The 15,088-nt window shown below is 35.8% G+C and carries 17 protein-coding genes, 12 tRNA genes and 1 rRNA gene; 12 read left to right on the top strand and 18 right to left on the bottom strand.

Annotation, left to right across the window (positions count from 1 at the left end; all coding sequences use genetic code 11):
• Positions 1 to 91: 91 nt before the first annotated feature.
• The 4 genes from P7J58_RS04780 to P7J58_RS04765 are packed head-to-tail and all read right to left on the bottom strand — an operon-like array spanning position 92 to position 3,563.
• A complete protein-coding gene (locus tag P7J58_RS04780; protein ID WP_172104851.1) occupies positions 92 to 1,600 on the bottom strand; it encodes a metal ABC transporter solute-binding protein, Zn/Mn family in 1,509 nt (502 codons plus the stop codon).
• Positions 1,601 to 1,609: 9 nt separating this feature from the next.
• Entirely contained in the window at positions 1,610 to 2,422 is an 813-nt protein-coding gene (locus tag P7J58_RS04775) for a metal ABC transporter permease (protein WP_099876390.1), read from the bottom strand.
• Complete coding sequence (locus P7J58_RS04770) at positions 2,415 to 3,119, bottom strand: metal ABC transporter ATP-binding protein (protein WP_002936595.1); 705 nt, start codon at positions 3,117 to 3,119, stop codon at positions 2,415 to 2,417. The genes P7J58_RS04775 and P7J58_RS04770 overlap by 8 nt, the downstream gene beginning before the upstream one ends.
• On the bottom strand, positions 3,120 to 3,563 hold the full coding sequence (locus P7J58_RS04765) for a zinc-dependent MarR family transcriptional regulator (protein ID WP_408555790.1): 444 nt from the start codon (positions 3,561 to 3,563) through the stop codon (positions 3,120 to 3,122). It abuts the gene before it with no gap.
• A gap of 708 nt (positions 3,564 to 4,271) precedes the next feature.
• On the opposite strand from P7J58_RS04765, the gene P7J58_RS04760 reads away from it, so the two are divergent.
• The 12 genes from P7J58_RS04760 (at position 4,272) to P7J58_RS04705 (ending at position 13,096) form a co-directional block, all read left to right on the top strand.
• Complete coding sequence (locus tag P7J58_RS04760) at positions 4,272 to 4,787, top strand: hypothetical protein (RefSeq protein ID WP_398585093.1); 516 nt, start codon at positions 4,272 to 4,274, stop codon at positions 4,785 to 4,787.
• 271 nt (positions 4,788 to 5,058) lie between these two features.
• Positions 5,059 to 5,817 (top strand): endonuclease/exonuclease/phosphatase family protein, encoded by a 759-nt coding sequence (locus P7J58_RS04755; RefSeq protein WP_398585094.1) that lies wholly within the window; start codon positions 5,059 to 5,061, stop codon positions 5,815 to 5,817.
• 18 nt (positions 5,818 to 5,835) lie between these two features.
• Complete coding sequence (locus P7J58_RS04750; protein ID WP_398585095.1) at positions 5,836 to 7,155, top strand: FtsK/SpoIIIE domain-containing protein; 1,320 nt, start codon at positions 5,836 to 5,838, stop codon at positions 7,153 to 7,155.
• 90 nt (positions 7,156 to 7,245) lie between these two features.
• Positions 7,246 to 7,560, top strand: a complete 315-nt coding sequence (locus P7J58_RS04745) for a hypothetical protein (RefSeq protein ID WP_004195544.1) — start codon at positions 7,246 to 7,248, stop codon at positions 7,558 to 7,560.
• A gap of 41 nt (positions 7,561 to 7,601) precedes the next feature.
• The gene (locus P7J58_RS04740; protein WP_029186901.1) at positions 7,602 to 7,991 is read left to right on the top strand and encodes a hypothetical protein; all 390 of its coding nucleotides are present in this window, start codon (positions 7,602 to 7,604) and stop codon (positions 7,989 to 7,991) included.
• Positions 7,992 to 8,000: 9 nt separating this feature from the next.
• Positions 8,001 to 8,324, top strand: a complete 324-nt coding sequence (locus P7J58_RS04735; RefSeq protein WP_029186902.1) for a hypothetical protein — start codon at positions 8,001 to 8,003, stop codon at positions 8,322 to 8,324.
• A gap of 214 nt (positions 8,325 to 8,538) precedes the next feature.
• Positions 8,539 to 9,318: a metallophosphoesterase gene (locus tag P7J58_RS04730; RefSeq protein ID WP_398585096.1), complete on the top strand. Its 780-nt coding sequence runs from the start codon at positions 8,539 to 8,541 to the stop codon at positions 9,316 to 9,318.
• A gap of 9 nt (positions 9,319 to 9,327) precedes the next feature.
• Positions 9,328 to 10,089 carry a metallophosphoesterase gene (locus P7J58_RS04725; RefSeq protein WP_408555789.1) on the top strand — a complete coding sequence of 254 codons (762 nt, stop codon included), beginning with the start codon at positions 9,328 to 9,330 and terminating at the stop codon, positions 10,087 to 10,089.
• Between the two features lie 256 nt (positions 10,090 to 10,345).
• The gene (locus P7J58_RS04720) at positions 10,346 to 11,128 is read left to right on the top strand and encodes a Rep protein (protein ID WP_172047299.1); all 783 of its coding nucleotides are present in this window, start codon (positions 10,346 to 10,348) and stop codon (positions 11,126 to 11,128) included.
• Positions 11,129 to 11,140: 12 nt separating this feature from the next.
• Positions 11,141 to 11,359 (top strand): DUF3173 domain-containing protein, encoded by a 219-nt coding sequence (locus P7J58_RS04715; RefSeq protein WP_024403297.1) that lies wholly within the window; start codon positions 11,141 to 11,143, stop codon positions 11,357 to 11,359.
• Positions 11,346 to 12,482: a tyrosine-type recombinase/integrase gene (locus tag P7J58_RS04710; RefSeq protein WP_408555788.1), complete on the top strand. Its 1,137-nt coding sequence runs from the start codon at positions 11,346 to 11,348 to the stop codon at positions 12,480 to 12,482. Before P7J58_RS04715 ends, P7J58_RS04710 begins: the two co-directional genes overlap by 14 nt.
• Before the next feature lie 62 nt (positions 12,483 to 12,544).
• Positions 12,545 to 13,096: a hypothetical protein gene (locus tag P7J58_RS04705; protein ID WP_398585100.1), complete on the top strand. Its 552-nt coding sequence runs from the start codon at positions 12,545 to 12,547 to the stop codon at positions 13,094 to 13,096.
• A gap of 80 nt (positions 13,097 to 13,176) precedes the next feature.
• Here P7J58_RS04705 and P7J58_RS04700 read toward each other — a convergent pair whose 3' ends face one another.
• The 14 genes from P7J58_RS04700 to rrf all read right to left on the bottom strand — a co-directional run.
• On the bottom strand, positions 13,177 to 13,782 hold the full coding sequence (locus tag P7J58_RS04700; RefSeq protein ID WP_408555787.1) for a hypothetical protein: 606 nt from the start codon (positions 13,780 to 13,782) through the stop codon (positions 13,177 to 13,179).
• 155 nt (positions 13,783 to 13,937) lie between these two features.
• Positions 13,938 to 14,021: transfer RNA gene (locus P7J58_RS04695), tRNA-Leu, on the bottom strand.
• 11 nt (positions 14,022 to 14,032) lie between these two features.
• A tRNA-Gln gene (locus P7J58_RS04690) sits at positions 14,033 to 14,104 on the bottom strand.
• Positions 14,105 to 14,115: 11 nt separating this feature from the next.
• Positions 14,116 to 14,188, bottom strand: a tRNA-His gene (locus P7J58_RS04685).
• 7 nt (positions 14,189 to 14,195) lie between these two features.
• A tRNA-Trp gene (locus P7J58_RS04680) sits at positions 14,196 to 14,266 on the bottom strand.
• 7 nt (positions 14,267 to 14,273) lie between these two features.
• A tRNA-Tyr gene (locus P7J58_RS04675) sits at positions 14,274 to 14,354 on the bottom strand.
• A 20-nt stretch (positions 14,355 to 14,374) separates the two neighbouring features.
• Positions 14,375 to 14,447: transfer RNA gene (locus tag P7J58_RS04670), tRNA-Phe, on the bottom strand.
• 15 nt (positions 14,448 to 14,462) lie between these two features.
• A tRNA-Met gene (locus P7J58_RS04665) sits at positions 14,463 to 14,536 on the bottom strand.
• Between the two features lie 9 nt (positions 14,537 to 14,545).
• Positions 14,546 to 14,635: transfer RNA gene (locus P7J58_RS04660), tRNA-Ser, on the bottom strand.
• Between the two features lie 8 nt (positions 14,636 to 14,643).
• Positions 14,644 to 14,715: transfer RNA gene (locus P7J58_RS04655), tRNA-Glu, on the bottom strand.
• A gap of 6 nt (positions 14,716 to 14,721) precedes the next feature.
• Positions 14,722 to 14,795, bottom strand: a tRNA-Ile gene (locus tag P7J58_RS04650).
• A 30-nt stretch (positions 14,796 to 14,825) separates the two neighbouring features.
• Positions 14,826 to 14,896, bottom strand: a tRNA-Gly gene (locus P7J58_RS04645).
• 5 nt (positions 14,897 to 14,901) lie between these two features.
• Positions 14,902 to 14,974 (bottom strand) — tRNA-Val (locus P7J58_RS04640).
• 5 nt (positions 14,975 to 14,979) lie between these two features.
• Positions 14,980 to 15,088 (bottom strand): 5S ribosomal RNA (gene rrf / locus P7J58_RS04635); the annotation flags it as partial.

Below are 15,088 nucleotides of genomic sequence, written 5' to 3'. Positions count from 1 at the left end.
CCAACAATAATTTTCTAATTTCAGTTTACATTTGTAGTCAAAAATTGTTAAGAAGAAAGACTGAACACCTTGCCCAGTCTTCTCATTATTCTTAGTGAGCCAGCATCTCCTGACCAATTTCCAAACCAGTCAAACCAACAGGGTAGTATGTCGGCCAGTTTTCCAACTCTTCCAAGAGTTTTTCTTGGCTCTCTCCACCAAAATAGATATGGAAGTGACCTGTTTTAACCGGGGCGATATTGTGGTCGCTAAATTGAACATACTTATAGTTACCAGCATTTGCATCCGTTGCTTCAAACAAGAAACGAACACCACGATTTCCTTTTTTGTAGGTCAAAATCTTATAGCCCACATACTTATACGTGAATTTTTCTTTCTTATCTCCCACTACAAATTCCATGGTATTATCTGTAATGTTAATTTGATCAACATCTGTTTTGTAGCCAGTATCGTAATAAGCCTTGTACTCTTCAGCTGTCATACCACCTTTGATCTTAGCCTTGTAATCCCAGACCTGATCTAGTGTACCATCAAGCAAGTATGGATAAACAGATTGCCACTCACCTGCATAATCTGAAAGAGTACGATCTTTTACGGCACTATCTTCAAAATAACCATTATAAACAGTTTGCGCAGTCTCAGCACCTTCTTCTGGCAAAATTTCAGAACCTTCTTGGGAAGTTGTTTTTTCAAGGGCAGTCAGATTATCTTCCATAACAGAAATATAATCCTTACCATTTTTCATATCCTCATCCGTCAAACTTTCAAGAGGATTAAGAACATCCAACTGAACCCCAGTCTCTTTGGCAAGTGTTTCTGCAACAGATTTTGACGCATTTTCTTCAAAATAGATATACTTAATACCATATTTATTAATATACTCTGTCAATTCTGCTAGACGTGATGGAGTTGGATCCTCATCTGCAGCAACACCTGTAATAGAAACTTGTTTCAAACCATAGTCCAAAGCTAAGTAAGCAAAGGCAGTATGCTGTGTAACAAAGTATTTCTGTTTCGCAGCAGATAATGTTTCAGAATATTTAGCATCCAAAGCATCTAATTTCTCAATATAGGCTGCCGCATTTGTTTCAAAAGCATCTTTCTTTTCTGGGTATTTAGCTACCAAACTATCACGAATATTTTCTACAAGTGTGATGGCACGCTCAGGAGACAACCATACATGCGGATCATAAGCATGGCTATGCCCCTCCTCACTATGGTCGTGTTCCTCCCCTTCTTCACTACCCGGTAACAAGAGCATCCCATCCGTTGCACTGATAACATTTACTTTTTCAGTATCAATTGAACCTTCTACATCATGGACCCATGTTTCCATATTTTCATTTTCATAAACAAAAGCATCTGCCTCTTGGATACGAGCAATATCTTTAGCTGACGGCTCATAACCATGAACCTCTGTCCCAGCCTTAACCAACAGATCAACATTTGCCTCATCACCTGCCACCTGCTTGGTAAACTCATAAACAGGATAAAAGGTCGTTACAATATTCAACTTCCCATCTTCAGAAGCTGTGCTATTGCCACAAGCCCCCAAAAGCAAAGCTGAGACAGACAAGAATAATAAACCAACTTTTTTCATCTTAACTCCTTATTTTTTAAATTTTTGAACAACATTCACCAGTAAGAAAATACTAATGAAAATCAAGGTAATACTTGCACTCGCCGGGGTTTCTGCATAGTAAGAAGTCAACAAGCCCATGACCATTCCAAAAAAGCCAATGCCCATCCCAGTAAAGATAACAGCTTTAAAACTCTTACCAAGTCGCAATGCAATAGAAGCAGGCAACACCATAATTGTTGAAACCAGCAAAGCACCTGCCGCAGGAATCATTAAGGCAATGGCAACACCAGTCACCACATTGAAGGCAATGGACATAGCTCGCACAGGTAACCCATCTACAAATGCCGTATCCTCATCAAAGGTAAGAATATACATCGGACGTAAAAACAGCAATGTCAGCACAATGACAATCACAGCAATCGTAAACAAAGCAATTACCTGCTCCTGACTAATCGTCACAATCGAACCAAACAGATATTGTTCCAGACTAAGCCCTGATTTCCCACCAGATTTATTCATGACAATGAGCGAAATAGCCAAACCAGTCGACATGAGGATAGCCGTCCCAATTTCCATAAAATTCTTGTAAATTGTCCGCAAATACTCTAAAAATACAGCTGCCACAATAACGACAAGAACAGTCGAAAGCGTTGGTGAAATCCCCAATACCAAACCAAATGCAACCCCCGCCAACGAAACATGACTAAGAGTATCCGACATCAAACTCTGCCGTCTAAGTATCAAAAAGACCCCCAAAATGGGCGATAACAGACTCATCGCAATGATTGCCAGGAAAGCACGCTGCATAAAGTCATAATGAAATACAGATAGATCAAACATGGGCAACCTCCTCATCCGCTTCATGAACATTGAAACAACGCCAAGGAGACTGCTGATCACGAACCAAGTGAATGTTTCGATCAGCATACTTATTCAGCTCATCAGGATCATGAGTTATCATCAAAACCGACTTCCCATGCTTCTTAGCCGAATGATGCATGAGCTGGTAAAAAGCATCCTTGGTCCCTGCATCCATCCCTGTTGTCGGTTCATCCAGAATAAAAATATCTGGATCAGAGGCAAACATACGCGCAATGACCGCACGCTGCTTCTGCCCACCACTCAAAGCACCTAAGCGCTTATCCCGATGTTCCCACATGCCAACTGATTCCAAACTAATCCGAACATGTTCCTCATCATGGGCTGTCAAACGACGAAACCAACCTTGTCGAGGATAACGCCCTGATTTTACAAATTCGTAAACCGTGCTTGGAAAACCAGCATTAAAACTTGCAATTTGCTGAGGTAAATAGGCCATTCTCAACTTCTTACCCTTTATACTCTTCTCAGCAATAGAAACCTTCCCTTGTTTGGGCTTCAATATCCCCAAAGTCGCCTTAATGAGGGTTGTCTTGGCTGCGCCATTCTCACCAGTCAAAGTCACAAATTCCCCACTATCAAGATAATAATGAATATGTTCTAAAACCGGTTCTTTATCGTAGTAAAACGACAAGTCTTCCACAGTAATATATCTCATTTATTTTCTAATCTTCTCCACTAACTCACTTAAGAATCGAGCAATTGACCCCTGCTCTTCAAGACTATAATGTTCCAAAAGCTCTTCATAAGCTTCCAAGGTATGCGCGTGATGATGAGCATGCTCTGCAGCAATAGGCTTAGCAGCCTCAGTCAAACTAAAGCGAACAACACGAGCATCCTTAGCATCTCTAACCGCCACCAATAAGCCCTGAGAAACTAAAGACTTAGTAGCCTTCGTGATTGCAGCCTGACTAACATTCAACTCCTTAGCAATCTCAGTATTAGTATATGCAGCCTTTTCAATAAGCATCAAAATATGCTCCTGCGTATTCGTCAACTTCACCGTGCTTTGACAAGAACCAACCAAAATCTCCAATTGATTCTCCGAACTCAAAACAATCTCGTGCAGGTACTTCTCAATTTCTAATGCAATACGATTCATAGGCATCCCCTTAACCTTTTAATTAACTTGTTAAGTATACCACATAGAAAACAAAAAAACAAGGAAAATTTACTGAAAAAGAGTATATCTATCCTATCTATCCTATCTATCCATAGCAACTCGTAAACCTTCTTAACAAAAAAGAAACACCGAAAAAGAGAGAACGAATTTCGTCCTCTCTAGGTGTTAGCTTTTCGTCTACCCACTACAGTTGACAATGAGCCAATTTTTTGGCAACTTGAAAAAGAGCAATAGAAAAGATAAAACAAAAGACAAGGCTTAGAAACCTTGTCTTTTAAACTATACCGGCGGCCGGGGTCGAACCGGCACGTCCTTGCGGACACTGGATTTTGAGTTTGGTTCTTGAGGTTTTATAAGAATAAAGACCAGTTAAATCAGCATTATTAGGAATTCTCTCTATCGTAAAAACGATGGATTTTTTTATTTTTAGTAACTTTTTAGGAACTAGTAATTTGCTCTTCTCTTAAATTTTGAAAAACTTAGTGTCAAAAGTTCAATGTAGGAGAATCAGCTTATACTTTTATTGTCGAATTTTACTGGCTATATACACCTTTTGATTAAGTGACCTCCAACTTAACTTTTCTGTCAGTATGTTTACAGTATAGAAATAAAAAAATCATAAATATCTTTCAACTTTTTTGAATTACATGATATAATATTACCATACAAATTACAAGGGGAATTTTCATGGCTGAATTTCAGGTTAGGGTGTCAAGTGAAGGTATTTTTTATTTTGAAGAATTGAAAAAGATTTATGCAGGTAATTCTAAAATTGAACTTACACGCAGTCAGATACTTACTAGAGCTTTCGAAGAAACTAAGGCTATTGCCAATTGGGAGCCTATCATTAATGATAAGGAAACAATATCATTGGAATATTTGGAGTACCAAAAAGGTTACGGAACTAATGTCAAAGTGCAAATTAGTGAGGAAGTTGAGAATGGCATTAGAGAATTAAAAATACTATTGCCAAATTTTACAACCACTAGAAGTGTAACTATTGGAGTTACAGTGAAATTTATGCTAAAGGGAGCTATCATATTAAACAAAACTGGACGGGTAAATACAAATAAAAATTTATCCACTATAGAAGCAATTGAGGAGTTAAAACAAAATTTACATGATATAGTTGCTCCAATAAATTATAGTTTACTAGAGAATATTTTGAATAATTTTAAAAATAGTATCACATTAATAGACTAGAGGAGTATTCTCCTCTTTTTTTATCTTCCCACAATACGATTTTAGATTACTTCAACAAAAATAGTTGACAATTTTCTGCAGATGTATTAAAATGATTTTAGATTACAAAAAAGGAGACTAATATGGATAAACTTGACCAAGAAACTTTAGATTACTTCTATGAAGAATTGGAAAGTTATTATGATGGGGACGAACAAGGAGAAATATTTGACGGATTAGACGACTAGCAGGAGGAGTTCCTCCTCTTGCTATTTTTTTGGAGGATAGTTTTATGACACAACTTACAGTTTCAACTTGGAATATCAATCAACGTTCAGGACTTGGCAGACAAATTCCTGATATGGTTGTAACCGAAATAAGACAATTGAACGCAGATATTATTTGTCTAACAGAGTATGTCAAGACAGAGACCCATAATTTATTCTGTGCTAGATTGCAAGATATTGGCTATAAAATTTTTGAAGATAACCGTTCTCTTGAATTCGGAAACGAAATCTTAGTAGCTATCAAAAGTTCCTTAATTTCTGATAGTAAATTCACTACCATTGATAATGATGATAGTAATCCAAACTTTTTACGAGTTACAGTAAATATATTTGGTAAGGATTTAAATATTATAGGTACTCGTATAAAAACTGGTGGAAAAGATATCATTGAAGATTTTAAAGAGCGCAAAATACAACTAGATAATCTAATTTCAAATTTGCCTGCAAGTCATGAAAATACTATTATTCTAGGTGACTTTAATAATGGTTTTTTCAAACAGAATGACGATATTCATTCCTACCAAGGAAAAGCTAGGGAATTTTACTCTTATCCATTACTTGTCAAGGAAATGAGCCAATCAGGTTTAACTGCATATACTCCATCAGATGTAAATTCTTGGAAGTATTGTAAATTAGACCATATTTTTGCTAATGTTCCTATATCAAATGAAACTTATTCCTGGAAATTCTTAAAAAATCCTGATTATCAAAATAAAGTCGGATATCCTGACCACGCAATCCTAACTGCAACTATTTCACTTTAATAGTAGAGAGGAGATTTTATGATTAGACTGAAACATATAGCAGATTTAACAAGAAATTACATTATTTCAAGTCGCCGATTAAGAGTATTCCAATGGTTGATACTAGGACTGACGGTCTGTACTCTATTTACTATTATCGTAAATATTAGGGCACCTGCTTTTCTTCAAATCCCATTCTTCTTACTAAGTGGTTTTGTTATATATAAAATCCACCTTAAATTAAAACATTTCAGATATAACCTGGATTTTTATTTAATAATTAGAGAAAGTTTATTGTATGTGCTATATACTAACCGACTTTATACTGCTCAAAAAGATAGTACAGGGCATGAAAAAATTATTAGAAGTGCAACCTTAGAATATGAGCTAGATAGGCAAAAGGGTCACGTACTTATCAAAGCTCTGATTACAGGCGATGAATTTAGCAAAAAAGTACAGTCACTTGATGATGTCCTTGCTGGAGTTCTCGAACTTGAATTAGACGAGAAAATTATCCGTCCTAGTTTTGTAGAGTACCACTTTTACTACAAAAAACCAGAAAGATTAATTCTACAATCTCACAGCCAAAAACAACTGATTAACAACCATAATATTGATTTAGGATACGGAATAATCTATGACCCTGTAAAATGCCCTCACATTTTGGTTTCAGGAGGTACAGGAAGTGGAAAGTCAGTTTTTATTACTTTCTTGATTTTAGAACTTCTCAAGCGACAATCAACTGTCTACATAGCAGACCCAAAAAACTCTGACCTGGGTAGCTTGTCACATTACTTTGGAGAAAAATATGTAGCAACCACTCCTAATAATATCGCTCGTATTGTCCGTTTAGTAGTCGAAGAAATGCAGGAACGATATCAATATATGCGTGATAACTTTCTATACGGCTCAAACTTTGCAGACCATGGCTTTAAACCTCTATGGCTGATTTTTGATGAAATGGGGGCATTTCAAGCGTCAGGGACAGATAAAAAATCAAGAGAAATTATTGCCGAAGTTATGGACGGAATTAAACAAATTATTTTACTCGGAAGGCAATCAGGTATATTTATCCTTGTAGCAGCCCAACAAATGAGAGCCGAAACCTTAAATACTGACCTTAGAGATAACTTGGGATTGAGAATCGCTCTTGGTGCCAATTCTAATGAAGGTTATAGAATGGTCTTTGGCTCTGCTACTCCTGACAATCTGAAACCTATTGAAGTAAAGGGAGCTGGCTATCTTTATATGCAGGGGTCAGGCAGGGAAAACGCTCAATACTGGGAAAGCCCCTACTTAGATACCAAACAATTTAATTTTATAAGCGAACTACAATTATATTTAGAGGAAACCAACTAATTGCAATCGATATTTTTACTGAAATTCGTAAGATTTTCAGTAGAAATATCGGTTCCTCATCGCTCAGCGATGATAAGAAAGGAAACTATTATGAAACTAAATGATTTTTTGAAACCTGAGCTCCTTGGTAATCGCTTCTTTGCCGTAAAAGGATATACTGAAGTCTTAGACAGAGAAACCAATAAACCAATAGCTTTACGGCTCAATGTATCAATTCAAGATGAAACCTCAGATTTCTTTATGGAAATGATTCAAGTCAAGGTCAACACTTTAACCCCTACTGCTTCTGTTCAAGAAATGGCAAACAACAAGACTTGTCCTGTTGCACTTAAAGATTTGAATGTTGGACAATTCAATGGCAATCTTTGGTTTGCTTGCTCTGATGTCTTACCTGTAACAAAATAGTTGTGATAGAATATATTATAAAATAATAAAGGAGTACCAAAATGCAAATTTTTACTTACAGAGACTTCCTAAAGGATAAAAGTTCCCTAACTTTCGAACAAGCTGAAAAGATTTATGACAACTTAATCAGCTCTGTTAATATACATGACCCTAAATTTCAAGAATACTGGAAAAAATTGATTGAACTTTGTGCCCAATATTCCGAAGCACGTGGAAAATGGTTTACCCTAACTCGAGAAGAACAACATTCTTTTGACGGTGCACGAACTGTTCTTCATAATGACATTAGAAAATTATTATTAGATATCAGAGTATGGATACAGGAACAAAATGGAGATGTATCTTGGTACGCTGAATTTAATGACGATAGAAAACGAATGGGGGATTTTGCTAATTACTTAAATTATGTCTACGCAGTAAATGCAAGATAGGAGAAACCAATGATTGAAGATGTCAACTATTATTCTCAACCTCCTGGAAAATATTCCGATTCAGAATTACAAGCAATAAAAGATTTATTAGAAGTAATGATATTTTTTATTGATGATACTCCTCATACTAATAATAAACGAATTTGGTTTGAGCCACTCAAATATTGGGAAAATACAAATTATATAAGGTTCTCACACCAAATTGACTTTCATTCTTTACATCGTATCGCTGAAGAAGATTTAAGTTGGGAAGGTGGATATAAGTTCACACCACAACAAATTGAAGATATATTAAAGTGGATGCAAACTCAAGAATGGATAAGAAATGAGTAAGAAACCATTATAGTAGGAGGTTTTGTCAAAAATTTTTGCCATGTCCGATATTCATGGACATTATGATGAATTTGTTGAAACCTTTCAAAGGAGGATTTATATGATATAACAACCAATATATTTTGGTTTTAGATTATATAGATGGCAGTTCACATTCATTAATTGCTAATTACTTATATTATGATTATGCAGTAAATGCAAGATAGGAGGTCAAATGAAAACATTACTAGTCGGAGATTTACATCTGAAATCTCAACTAATTTTGCCAATAGTTGACAATGTTATCAAAGATAATAATGTCAAAAGAGTTATTTTCCTCGGAGATTATGTTGACTTTCCTGGTCAAACAAATAATATAAATCTCTATGCACATGACCTCACATTTTTATTTAGTTGGAAAAAGAATATGGAAGCCAATGGTTTGGAGGTTATCAATATCATCGGTAACCACGATGCAGATTATCTTATAAATTTCGTCAGTCAGTATTCTGTTGAAAATATAGAAGTGTTTTTTGCTATTAAAGAACAATTAAAAGAACTAGGATTACAAGTAGCGTATCAATTGAATGATTTTCTTATCAGTCACGCAGGATATACCACTCTTTTCAACCCTGAACCTTGGCACTTTGAAAAAATCACCTCAAGACATCTTCACAAACTAGAAGAGTTGGCTGATAGCATTGGAACAAAACGAGGAGGACTATTTGAAACTGGTTCTCCTCTGTGGGCAGATTTAAGCGAGCTAAAAGAAAAAACAAACTTGAAACATCCCAAACAGATTGTAGGTCATACTCCCCAAAAAAATATTGATGCTTCTAATAATATTATTGGAATTGATACATTTTCATTATGCCTTAATAACCATCATGAATATCAAGTTATCGGAAATGGTGATTTGATTATCCATGATGACAAACACAATGAATTAACAGTCATCTCGACAAATTGGGGAAATTTAGAAACATACGAAACATTAAAAAAGTTAATTCAATAGGAATTTTTTATGTCTAAAATTTATGTCATGTCCGATATTCATGGACATTATGATGAATTTATTGAAAGCCTGTCAAAAGTGGATTTATCTGATACGGACAATCGACTTATATTGCTTGGCGACTACATAGATGGTGGTTCTCAATCTTTTCAAGTTATCTCAAAAATCATCGAACTAGAAAATAAGTTTCCTGACCAGGTTATCACTTTATTAGGAAATCATGAAGAATATTTTTCTGAGTGGCTCTTTGAGGAAGACGGAGATTCTAAATACACTTCTTATGATACTATAATTAGTTTCATTGGTCAGAATAAGCGAAAAAATATCGTTGATACAGTTGTATCAGATTTTTCTATATCTGATGAAGAATGCCTTGTTCAAATTAACAAGAAAATAAGAGACTGTATTACTTCTGAATATCCTGAAATAGTAGATTGGTTTAGAAATAAATATTTTAATTCAGAACGTTTTTATGAGACTGATAATCAAATATTTGTCCATGCTGGAATTGATGAAGAGTTCGGAGAAAATTGGAAATTGTATTCTAATCCTGATATTTTTACTAACAAATTTCCAGCAAATATCGGATATTTTTATAAGGATATTATTTCAGGACATATTGCTTCTTCAGAGGTCGCAAACGACCCAAGCTATCTTGGGAAAATCTACCATGACCAAAAAAGTCATTATTTTATTGATGGTTGTGTTGGTAAAAGTCATATCATACCCGTTCTTTGTTATAATACCGTCACTCAATCATATAACTACTAGGAGGGTTACCGTAGGAGTTGAAGTAAATGATTTTTGTCCAATAAGTTTAACCCAAATATTAAACAATAATACATAACTACTTCTAATCATGTACCTAGGCAAAACTGCCGACTGGAGGTCGGCAAGCTGGAAGCGTGTTTAGCGGAGCGGTGCTTAGGATCACATGATAGAAGTAGGGAGGAGCTTTGCTCCTCCTAGTTTATTTATTATATAGACAATCTTTTGGCGAAAGCCAACCAAAAAGGAACTATTTTTTATGACCTCATATAATAAAAAAATAGTCCGCACTTCTTCCTATATTGAAATTTGGGAATATGAAAAGCCAATATTTTCAAAGGGAAAATCAATTATAGATACTAATACTGAAAACAAGGAAAAATCAAAACGCAGAACATTTGACGAACTAACACCAGAAGAACAAGAACAACGTCTTGAACGCATGAAAAAAACTCGCTTAGAAGCAAAGTGGAACTTACTCCGTCTAGTCGATTGTAACTTTGATGATACGACTTCTTTTCTTACCTTGACCACTAAAGAAAATATCAGCGAGAGAAACGAATTCAAAGACTTACTCAAAACATTTATCAAACGCTTTAATTATCACATATTCCAAACAAAGAAAAGCCAGTTAAAATACATTGCAGTATTAGAGAAACAGAAACGTGGAGCATGGCACGCTCATATTCTACTTTTCAGCGTTCCCTATATCCCACATCGTCAACTTTTGGAACTCTGGGGGCATGGAGCAGTACGGATAAATAAAGTTGATGTCGACAGTAAAGAAAACCGCGGTCGATATGTTACCAAATACTTTGAAAAAGGTATCGGACAGGAGTTATTAGAAAACTTTGGTAAACAAGCTTATCTATCATCACGTAATCTGAAAAAGCCTGATGAAGATAAGTTCTATACCTATGAAACTTTTGATTATAATAACTCAACCGTCCTATATGAAACGGAATACACCAGTAAGGTCTATAAAGACGGTCAGTATTTCGATAATCTTGTAAAGTATAAGAAAATAAAATTAGATGATTAAAGGAGTAAGTACATGATAGCCACTATAAATAAAAATGACCTAGTTGCCCTTGGTTTCTCTGAGGGAACTTCCAAACGCATTATCCGACAAGGAAAAGAGCTTCTAATAGCAAGAGGGTTCAATGTCTACCAAAACAAGCGTATTGGAACTATACCAGCAACGGTGGCAACTGAATTATTAGGCTTTGATGTCCAAAATAGCCCACTAGGGGGTAAAAATGGCAATACGTAAAGATAAAAACGGTAGTGGTTGGATTGTCGATATTAGTAACGGTTTTGACCCGATAACGTTAAAGCAACGTAGAATAATCAGAAAGGGCTATAAAACCAAAAAAGAAGCAACTGAGGCAGAAAACTATCTACGTAGTGTAGAACTAAAGGAACGCTACTTTGGGGCTAAAATAAGCGTTTCTATGCTCTATGAGTTACTTAAAGAAGAAGATATAATAAATCATCGAAAAGTTAGTTATATCAACACGCAAGAGAATAACTACAACCGACACATTAAAGATTACTTTTCAAACGTCGATAATGTAGGAAAATTGACTTATGAGGATATATACCAATTCAGAGAACATCTTAGGCAAAAAGTAGCACAAAATTCAGATAAAGCATTAAGCACAAATACAATCAATAAAATAATGATATTGCTCAAAAAAATATTTGATGTAGGTTTGCGAAAAGGTTATTACAATACAAATCCAGTAAAGTTACTAAAAAAATTGCCAATTGAAAAAACTAAAATGCAGTTTTGGACAGTTGAAGAATTTCAGCGGTTTCTAACGCTGTTTGAGCCAGAAGAATACAATATCAAACTATTATTTACCGTTTTGTTCTTTACAGGGTTAAGACTTGGTGAAGCACTTGCACTAACATGGAAAGACATTGACTTTTCCAGCAATACAATTCATATCACAAAATCTATCTATGTCAATAAAGGAATTAGCCACATTAGCACAACAAAGACTAAAGCAGGAACTAGGAGGATTATTATCAATAAAAAATTAAGCCAAGAACTACAACATTGGCAACAGCAACAAAAACACCTGTTGGAACAATTTACAAGCGACAGTTTAACCCTCCAAGTGTTTCAAAGTAACCCTCTCACAATTACGAAAAATGCTATTGAGAAGCAATACAAGAAAATCCTTGAACGCGATGACACACTAAAAAAGATACGCATACACGATTTTAGGCACTCACACGCTTCCCTGCTGATTAACCAGGGGGAAGATTATCTAGTAGTCAAAGAAAGACTGGGACATGCTTCAATCACGACTACGATTGATACTTACTCCCACTTATACCCAAGCAAACAAAAAGCATTGGCTGATAAACTTGATGACCTGCTATAAAAACTTGATATACTAACTAAAAGAAACATCAACAAAATCTAAATAATATGAAAGGTATAACAATGAAACATAATTTCGAAGTTAAAATTCTCATAAAAGAAAACCTTGGCGAAGACGATAAAACTTATATTCAGAAAGTAATAAACAAGTTGAAAAAACGTTACGGCATAATACAGGAAGGAAATATATATTATAGAAATGAAGTAGAGAAATTTGATGATTACCCTTATAGCGTGAGTTTTGCTTTAAGACTTTCAAGATATACTAGGTACTTTGAAACATTTCAATTTAATAATATTGCAATTGGTGAATATAATCGTATGGAATTCGAGCCAAAAGTATGGAAAGAGAGTCATAATGCAGAGGTTGTAATATTTCTAAAACAAGACTTATCTGAAGAAGAAGAGAAATACATCTTAAATGAAATTGAGAAATATAAAAAAGAATTAGGAATCATACAAGACGGAAATTTATTTTATAGAAATGAAAGAAAATTACTAGATGACTTCCAATTTATACTGAAATTCGGATACATGATGAGTAAATATAAGAAATATTTTGAAGTCTTATATTTAAATAGTATGGCAGAAGGTATCTACAATCATGAGCTTTAAAAAACAACAAAGTGTACGTATTATATTCTGTTATACAAAAAAGAGGCTAAGACTCTTTAGTTCTAACCTCCTTAAATTTATTAGCAAAAATGTGATGCCAATGGATTTGTTACACTAACAAAGAATCTACTTTCTTTATTAGCAAAATCAATACAGTAAAAATATAATCTATCATCTGAAAACTTAATTAAATAAGGTAATACCCCATAGAATTGAATTATGTTATTTAAATTTGTTAGCATGAGGAAGAACGAAATATCATCAAATTCTTCAGTAACTTGTATTCTATTATTATTTGACAAGTATTCAAACCATGATTCGAAATTGAAATTTCCTTTATCATCTTCAAAATTTTTAATGTTGAGTGAAATATTCACATTTATCCTAGATAATGCATTTTCTAGAGTCATACTATCAATAGAGTTAAATTCAAGATGTTGAACTAAACCAATGCAAATTAGTATTTCAGCTCTCCGTTTGAACGTACCATACCTATAACTCGAACCGCCTGTCAATGACTTTAGATATTCATTAATAGTTTTATTATCTAAAATAGAGTAGGTGGTGTTGAAAAAATCATTTTTTGAAAGCGGTAACTTGAAATGTTCTACCTCAAAATCATATTCTGGCTTCCAGTCATTAACCACAGCATCACAAATTAATTTTACATTCTTTAATAGAACCATAAACACACCTCGCATTAATTAATTTATTTTTATATTTTGTAACTTTATGATACATTAAATTTCGACTATTGTCAAGAAATTTCTAGTAAATCAAACAAGAGAAATTGCAAATATAAAAAAAAAGACAAGGCTTAGAAACCTTGTCTTTTCAACTATACCGGCGGCCGGGGTCGAACCGGCACGTCCTTGCGGACACTGGATTTTGAGTCCAGCGCGTCTGCCAATTCCGCCACGCCGGCATATAGTTGAACTGGGGTAGCTGGATTCGAACCAACGCATGAGGGAGTCAAAGTCCCTTGCCTTACCGCTTGGCGATACCCCAATATTAAAATAGGCGAGTGAGGGGAATCGAACCCCCGAATGTCAGAGCCACAATCTGATGTGTTAACCACTTCACCACACCCGCCATATAACACGGGCAGTAGGAATTGAACCCACACTGAAGGTTTTGGAGACCTTAGTTCTACCTTTAAACTATGCCCGTAAAGGTATGGAGAGAGAGGGATTCGAACCCCCGAACCCGAAGGAGCGGATTTACAGTCCGCCGCGTTTAGCCTCTTCGCTATCTCTCCGAAATATAATATTAAATTAATGGCGCGAGACGGAATCGAACCGCCGACACATGGAGCTTCAATCCATTGCTCTACCAACTGAGCTACCGAGCCAAATTCTTAAAGAAATTGCGGGAGCAGGATTTGAACCTACGACCTTCGGGTTATGAGCCCGACGAGCTACCTAGCTGCTCCATCCCGCGATAATACTAAGGAGGATGTGGGATTCGAACCCACGCACGCTTTTACACGCCTGACGGTTTTCAAGACCGTTCCCTTCAGCCGGACTTGGGTAATCCTCCAAATAATATAGTCCGTACGGGATTCGAACCCGTGTTACCGCCGTGAAAAGGCGGTGTCTTAACCCCTTGACCAACGGACCATATAATGGGCACGAGTGGAATCGAACCACCGACCTCACGCTTATCAGGCGTGCGCTCTAACCATCTGAGCTACGCGCCCAAACCAAGTTTGGGTATGAACTATGTTCAAAGCGGGTGACGAGAATCGAACTCGCGACAACAGCTTGGAAGGCTGTAGTTTTACCACTAAACTACACCCGCTTATATGGGAGTTAACGGGATCGAACCGCTGACCCTCTGCTTGTAAGGCAGATGCTCTCCCAGCTGAGCTAAACTCCCAATTTGCTAAGCGACTACCGTATCTAACAGGGGGCAACCCCAACTACTTCAGGCGTTCTAGGGCTTAACTGCTGTGTTCGGCATGGGTACAGGTGTATCTCCTAGGCTATCGTC

It is taken from the genome of Streptococcus suis, from assembly GCF_046032535.1.
Taxonomy (GTDB): domain Bacteria; phylum Bacillota; class Bacilli; order Lactobacillales; family Streptococcaceae; genus Streptococcus; species Streptococcus suis_AK.
The sequence above is the reverse complement of the archived record's forward strand: the minus strand, read 5'-3'. Positions and strand labels throughout refer to the sequence as shown.

Bases quoted from the DNA above. Each gene is read 5' to 3' on its own strand.
- P7J58_RS04720 (WP_172047299.1), top strand. From the start codon at position 10,346: ATGACCTCATATAATAAAAAAATAGTCCGCACTTCTTCCTATATTGAA.
- P7J58_RS04735 (WP_029186902.1), top strand. From the start codon at position 8,001: ATGATTGAAGATGTCAACTATTATTCTCAACCTCCTGGAAAATATTCC.
- P7J58_RS04765 (WP_408555790.1), bottom strand. From the start codon at position 3,563: ATGAATCGTATTGCATTAGAAATTGAGAAGTACCTGCACGAGATTGTT.
- P7J58_RS04775 (WP_099876390.1), bottom strand. From the start codon at position 2,422: ATGTTTGATCTATCTGTATTTCATTATGACTTTATGCAGCGTGCTTTC.
- P7J58_RS04710 (WP_408555788.1), top strand. From the start codon at position 11,346: ATGGCAATACGTAAAGATAAAAACGGTAGTGGTTGGATTGTCGATATT.
- P7J58_RS04755 (WP_398585094.1), top strand. From the start codon at position 5,059: ATGACACAACTTACAGTTTCAACTTGGAATATCAATCAACGTTCAGGA.
- P7J58_RS04705 (WP_398585100.1), top strand. From the start codon at position 12,545: ATGAAACATAATTTCGAAGTTAAAATTCTCATAAAAGAAAACCTTGGC.
- P7J58_RS04745 (WP_004195544.1), top strand. From the start codon at position 7,246: ATGAAACTAAATGATTTTTTGAAACCTGAGCTCCTTGGTAATCGCTTC.
- P7J58_RS04715 (WP_024403297.1), top strand. From the start codon at position 11,141: ATGATAGCCACTATAAATAAAAATGACCTAGTTGCCCTTGGTTTCTCT.
- P7J58_RS04760 (WP_398585093.1), top strand. From the start codon at position 4,272: ATGGCTGAATTTCAGGTTAGGGTGTCAAGTGAAGGTATTTTTTATTTT.
- P7J58_RS04780 (WP_172104851.1), bottom strand. From the start codon at position 1,600: ATGAAAAAAGTTGGTTTATTATTCTTGTCTGTCTCAGCTTTGCTTTTG.
- P7J58_RS04770 (WP_002936595.1), bottom strand. From the start codon at position 3,119: ATGAGATATATTACTGTGGAAGACTTGTCGTTTTACTACGATAAAGAA.
- P7J58_RS04725 (WP_408555789.1), top strand. From the start codon at position 9,328: ATGTCTAAAATTTATGTCATGTCCGATATTCATGGACATTATGATGAA.
- P7J58_RS04740 (WP_029186901.1), top strand. From the start codon at position 7,602: ATGCAAATTTTTACTTACAGAGACTTCCTAAAGGATAAAAGTTCCCTA.
- P7J58_RS04750 (WP_398585095.1), top strand. From the start codon at position 5,836: ATGATTAGACTGAAACATATAGCAGATTTAACAAGAAATTACATTATT.
- P7J58_RS04700 (WP_408555787.1), bottom strand. From the start codon at position 13,782: ATGGTTCTATTAAAGAATGTAAAATTAATTTGTGATGCTGTGGTTAAT.
- P7J58_RS04730 (WP_398585096.1), top strand. From the start codon at position 8,539: ATGAAAACATTACTAGTCGGAGATTTACATCTGAAATCTCAACTAATT.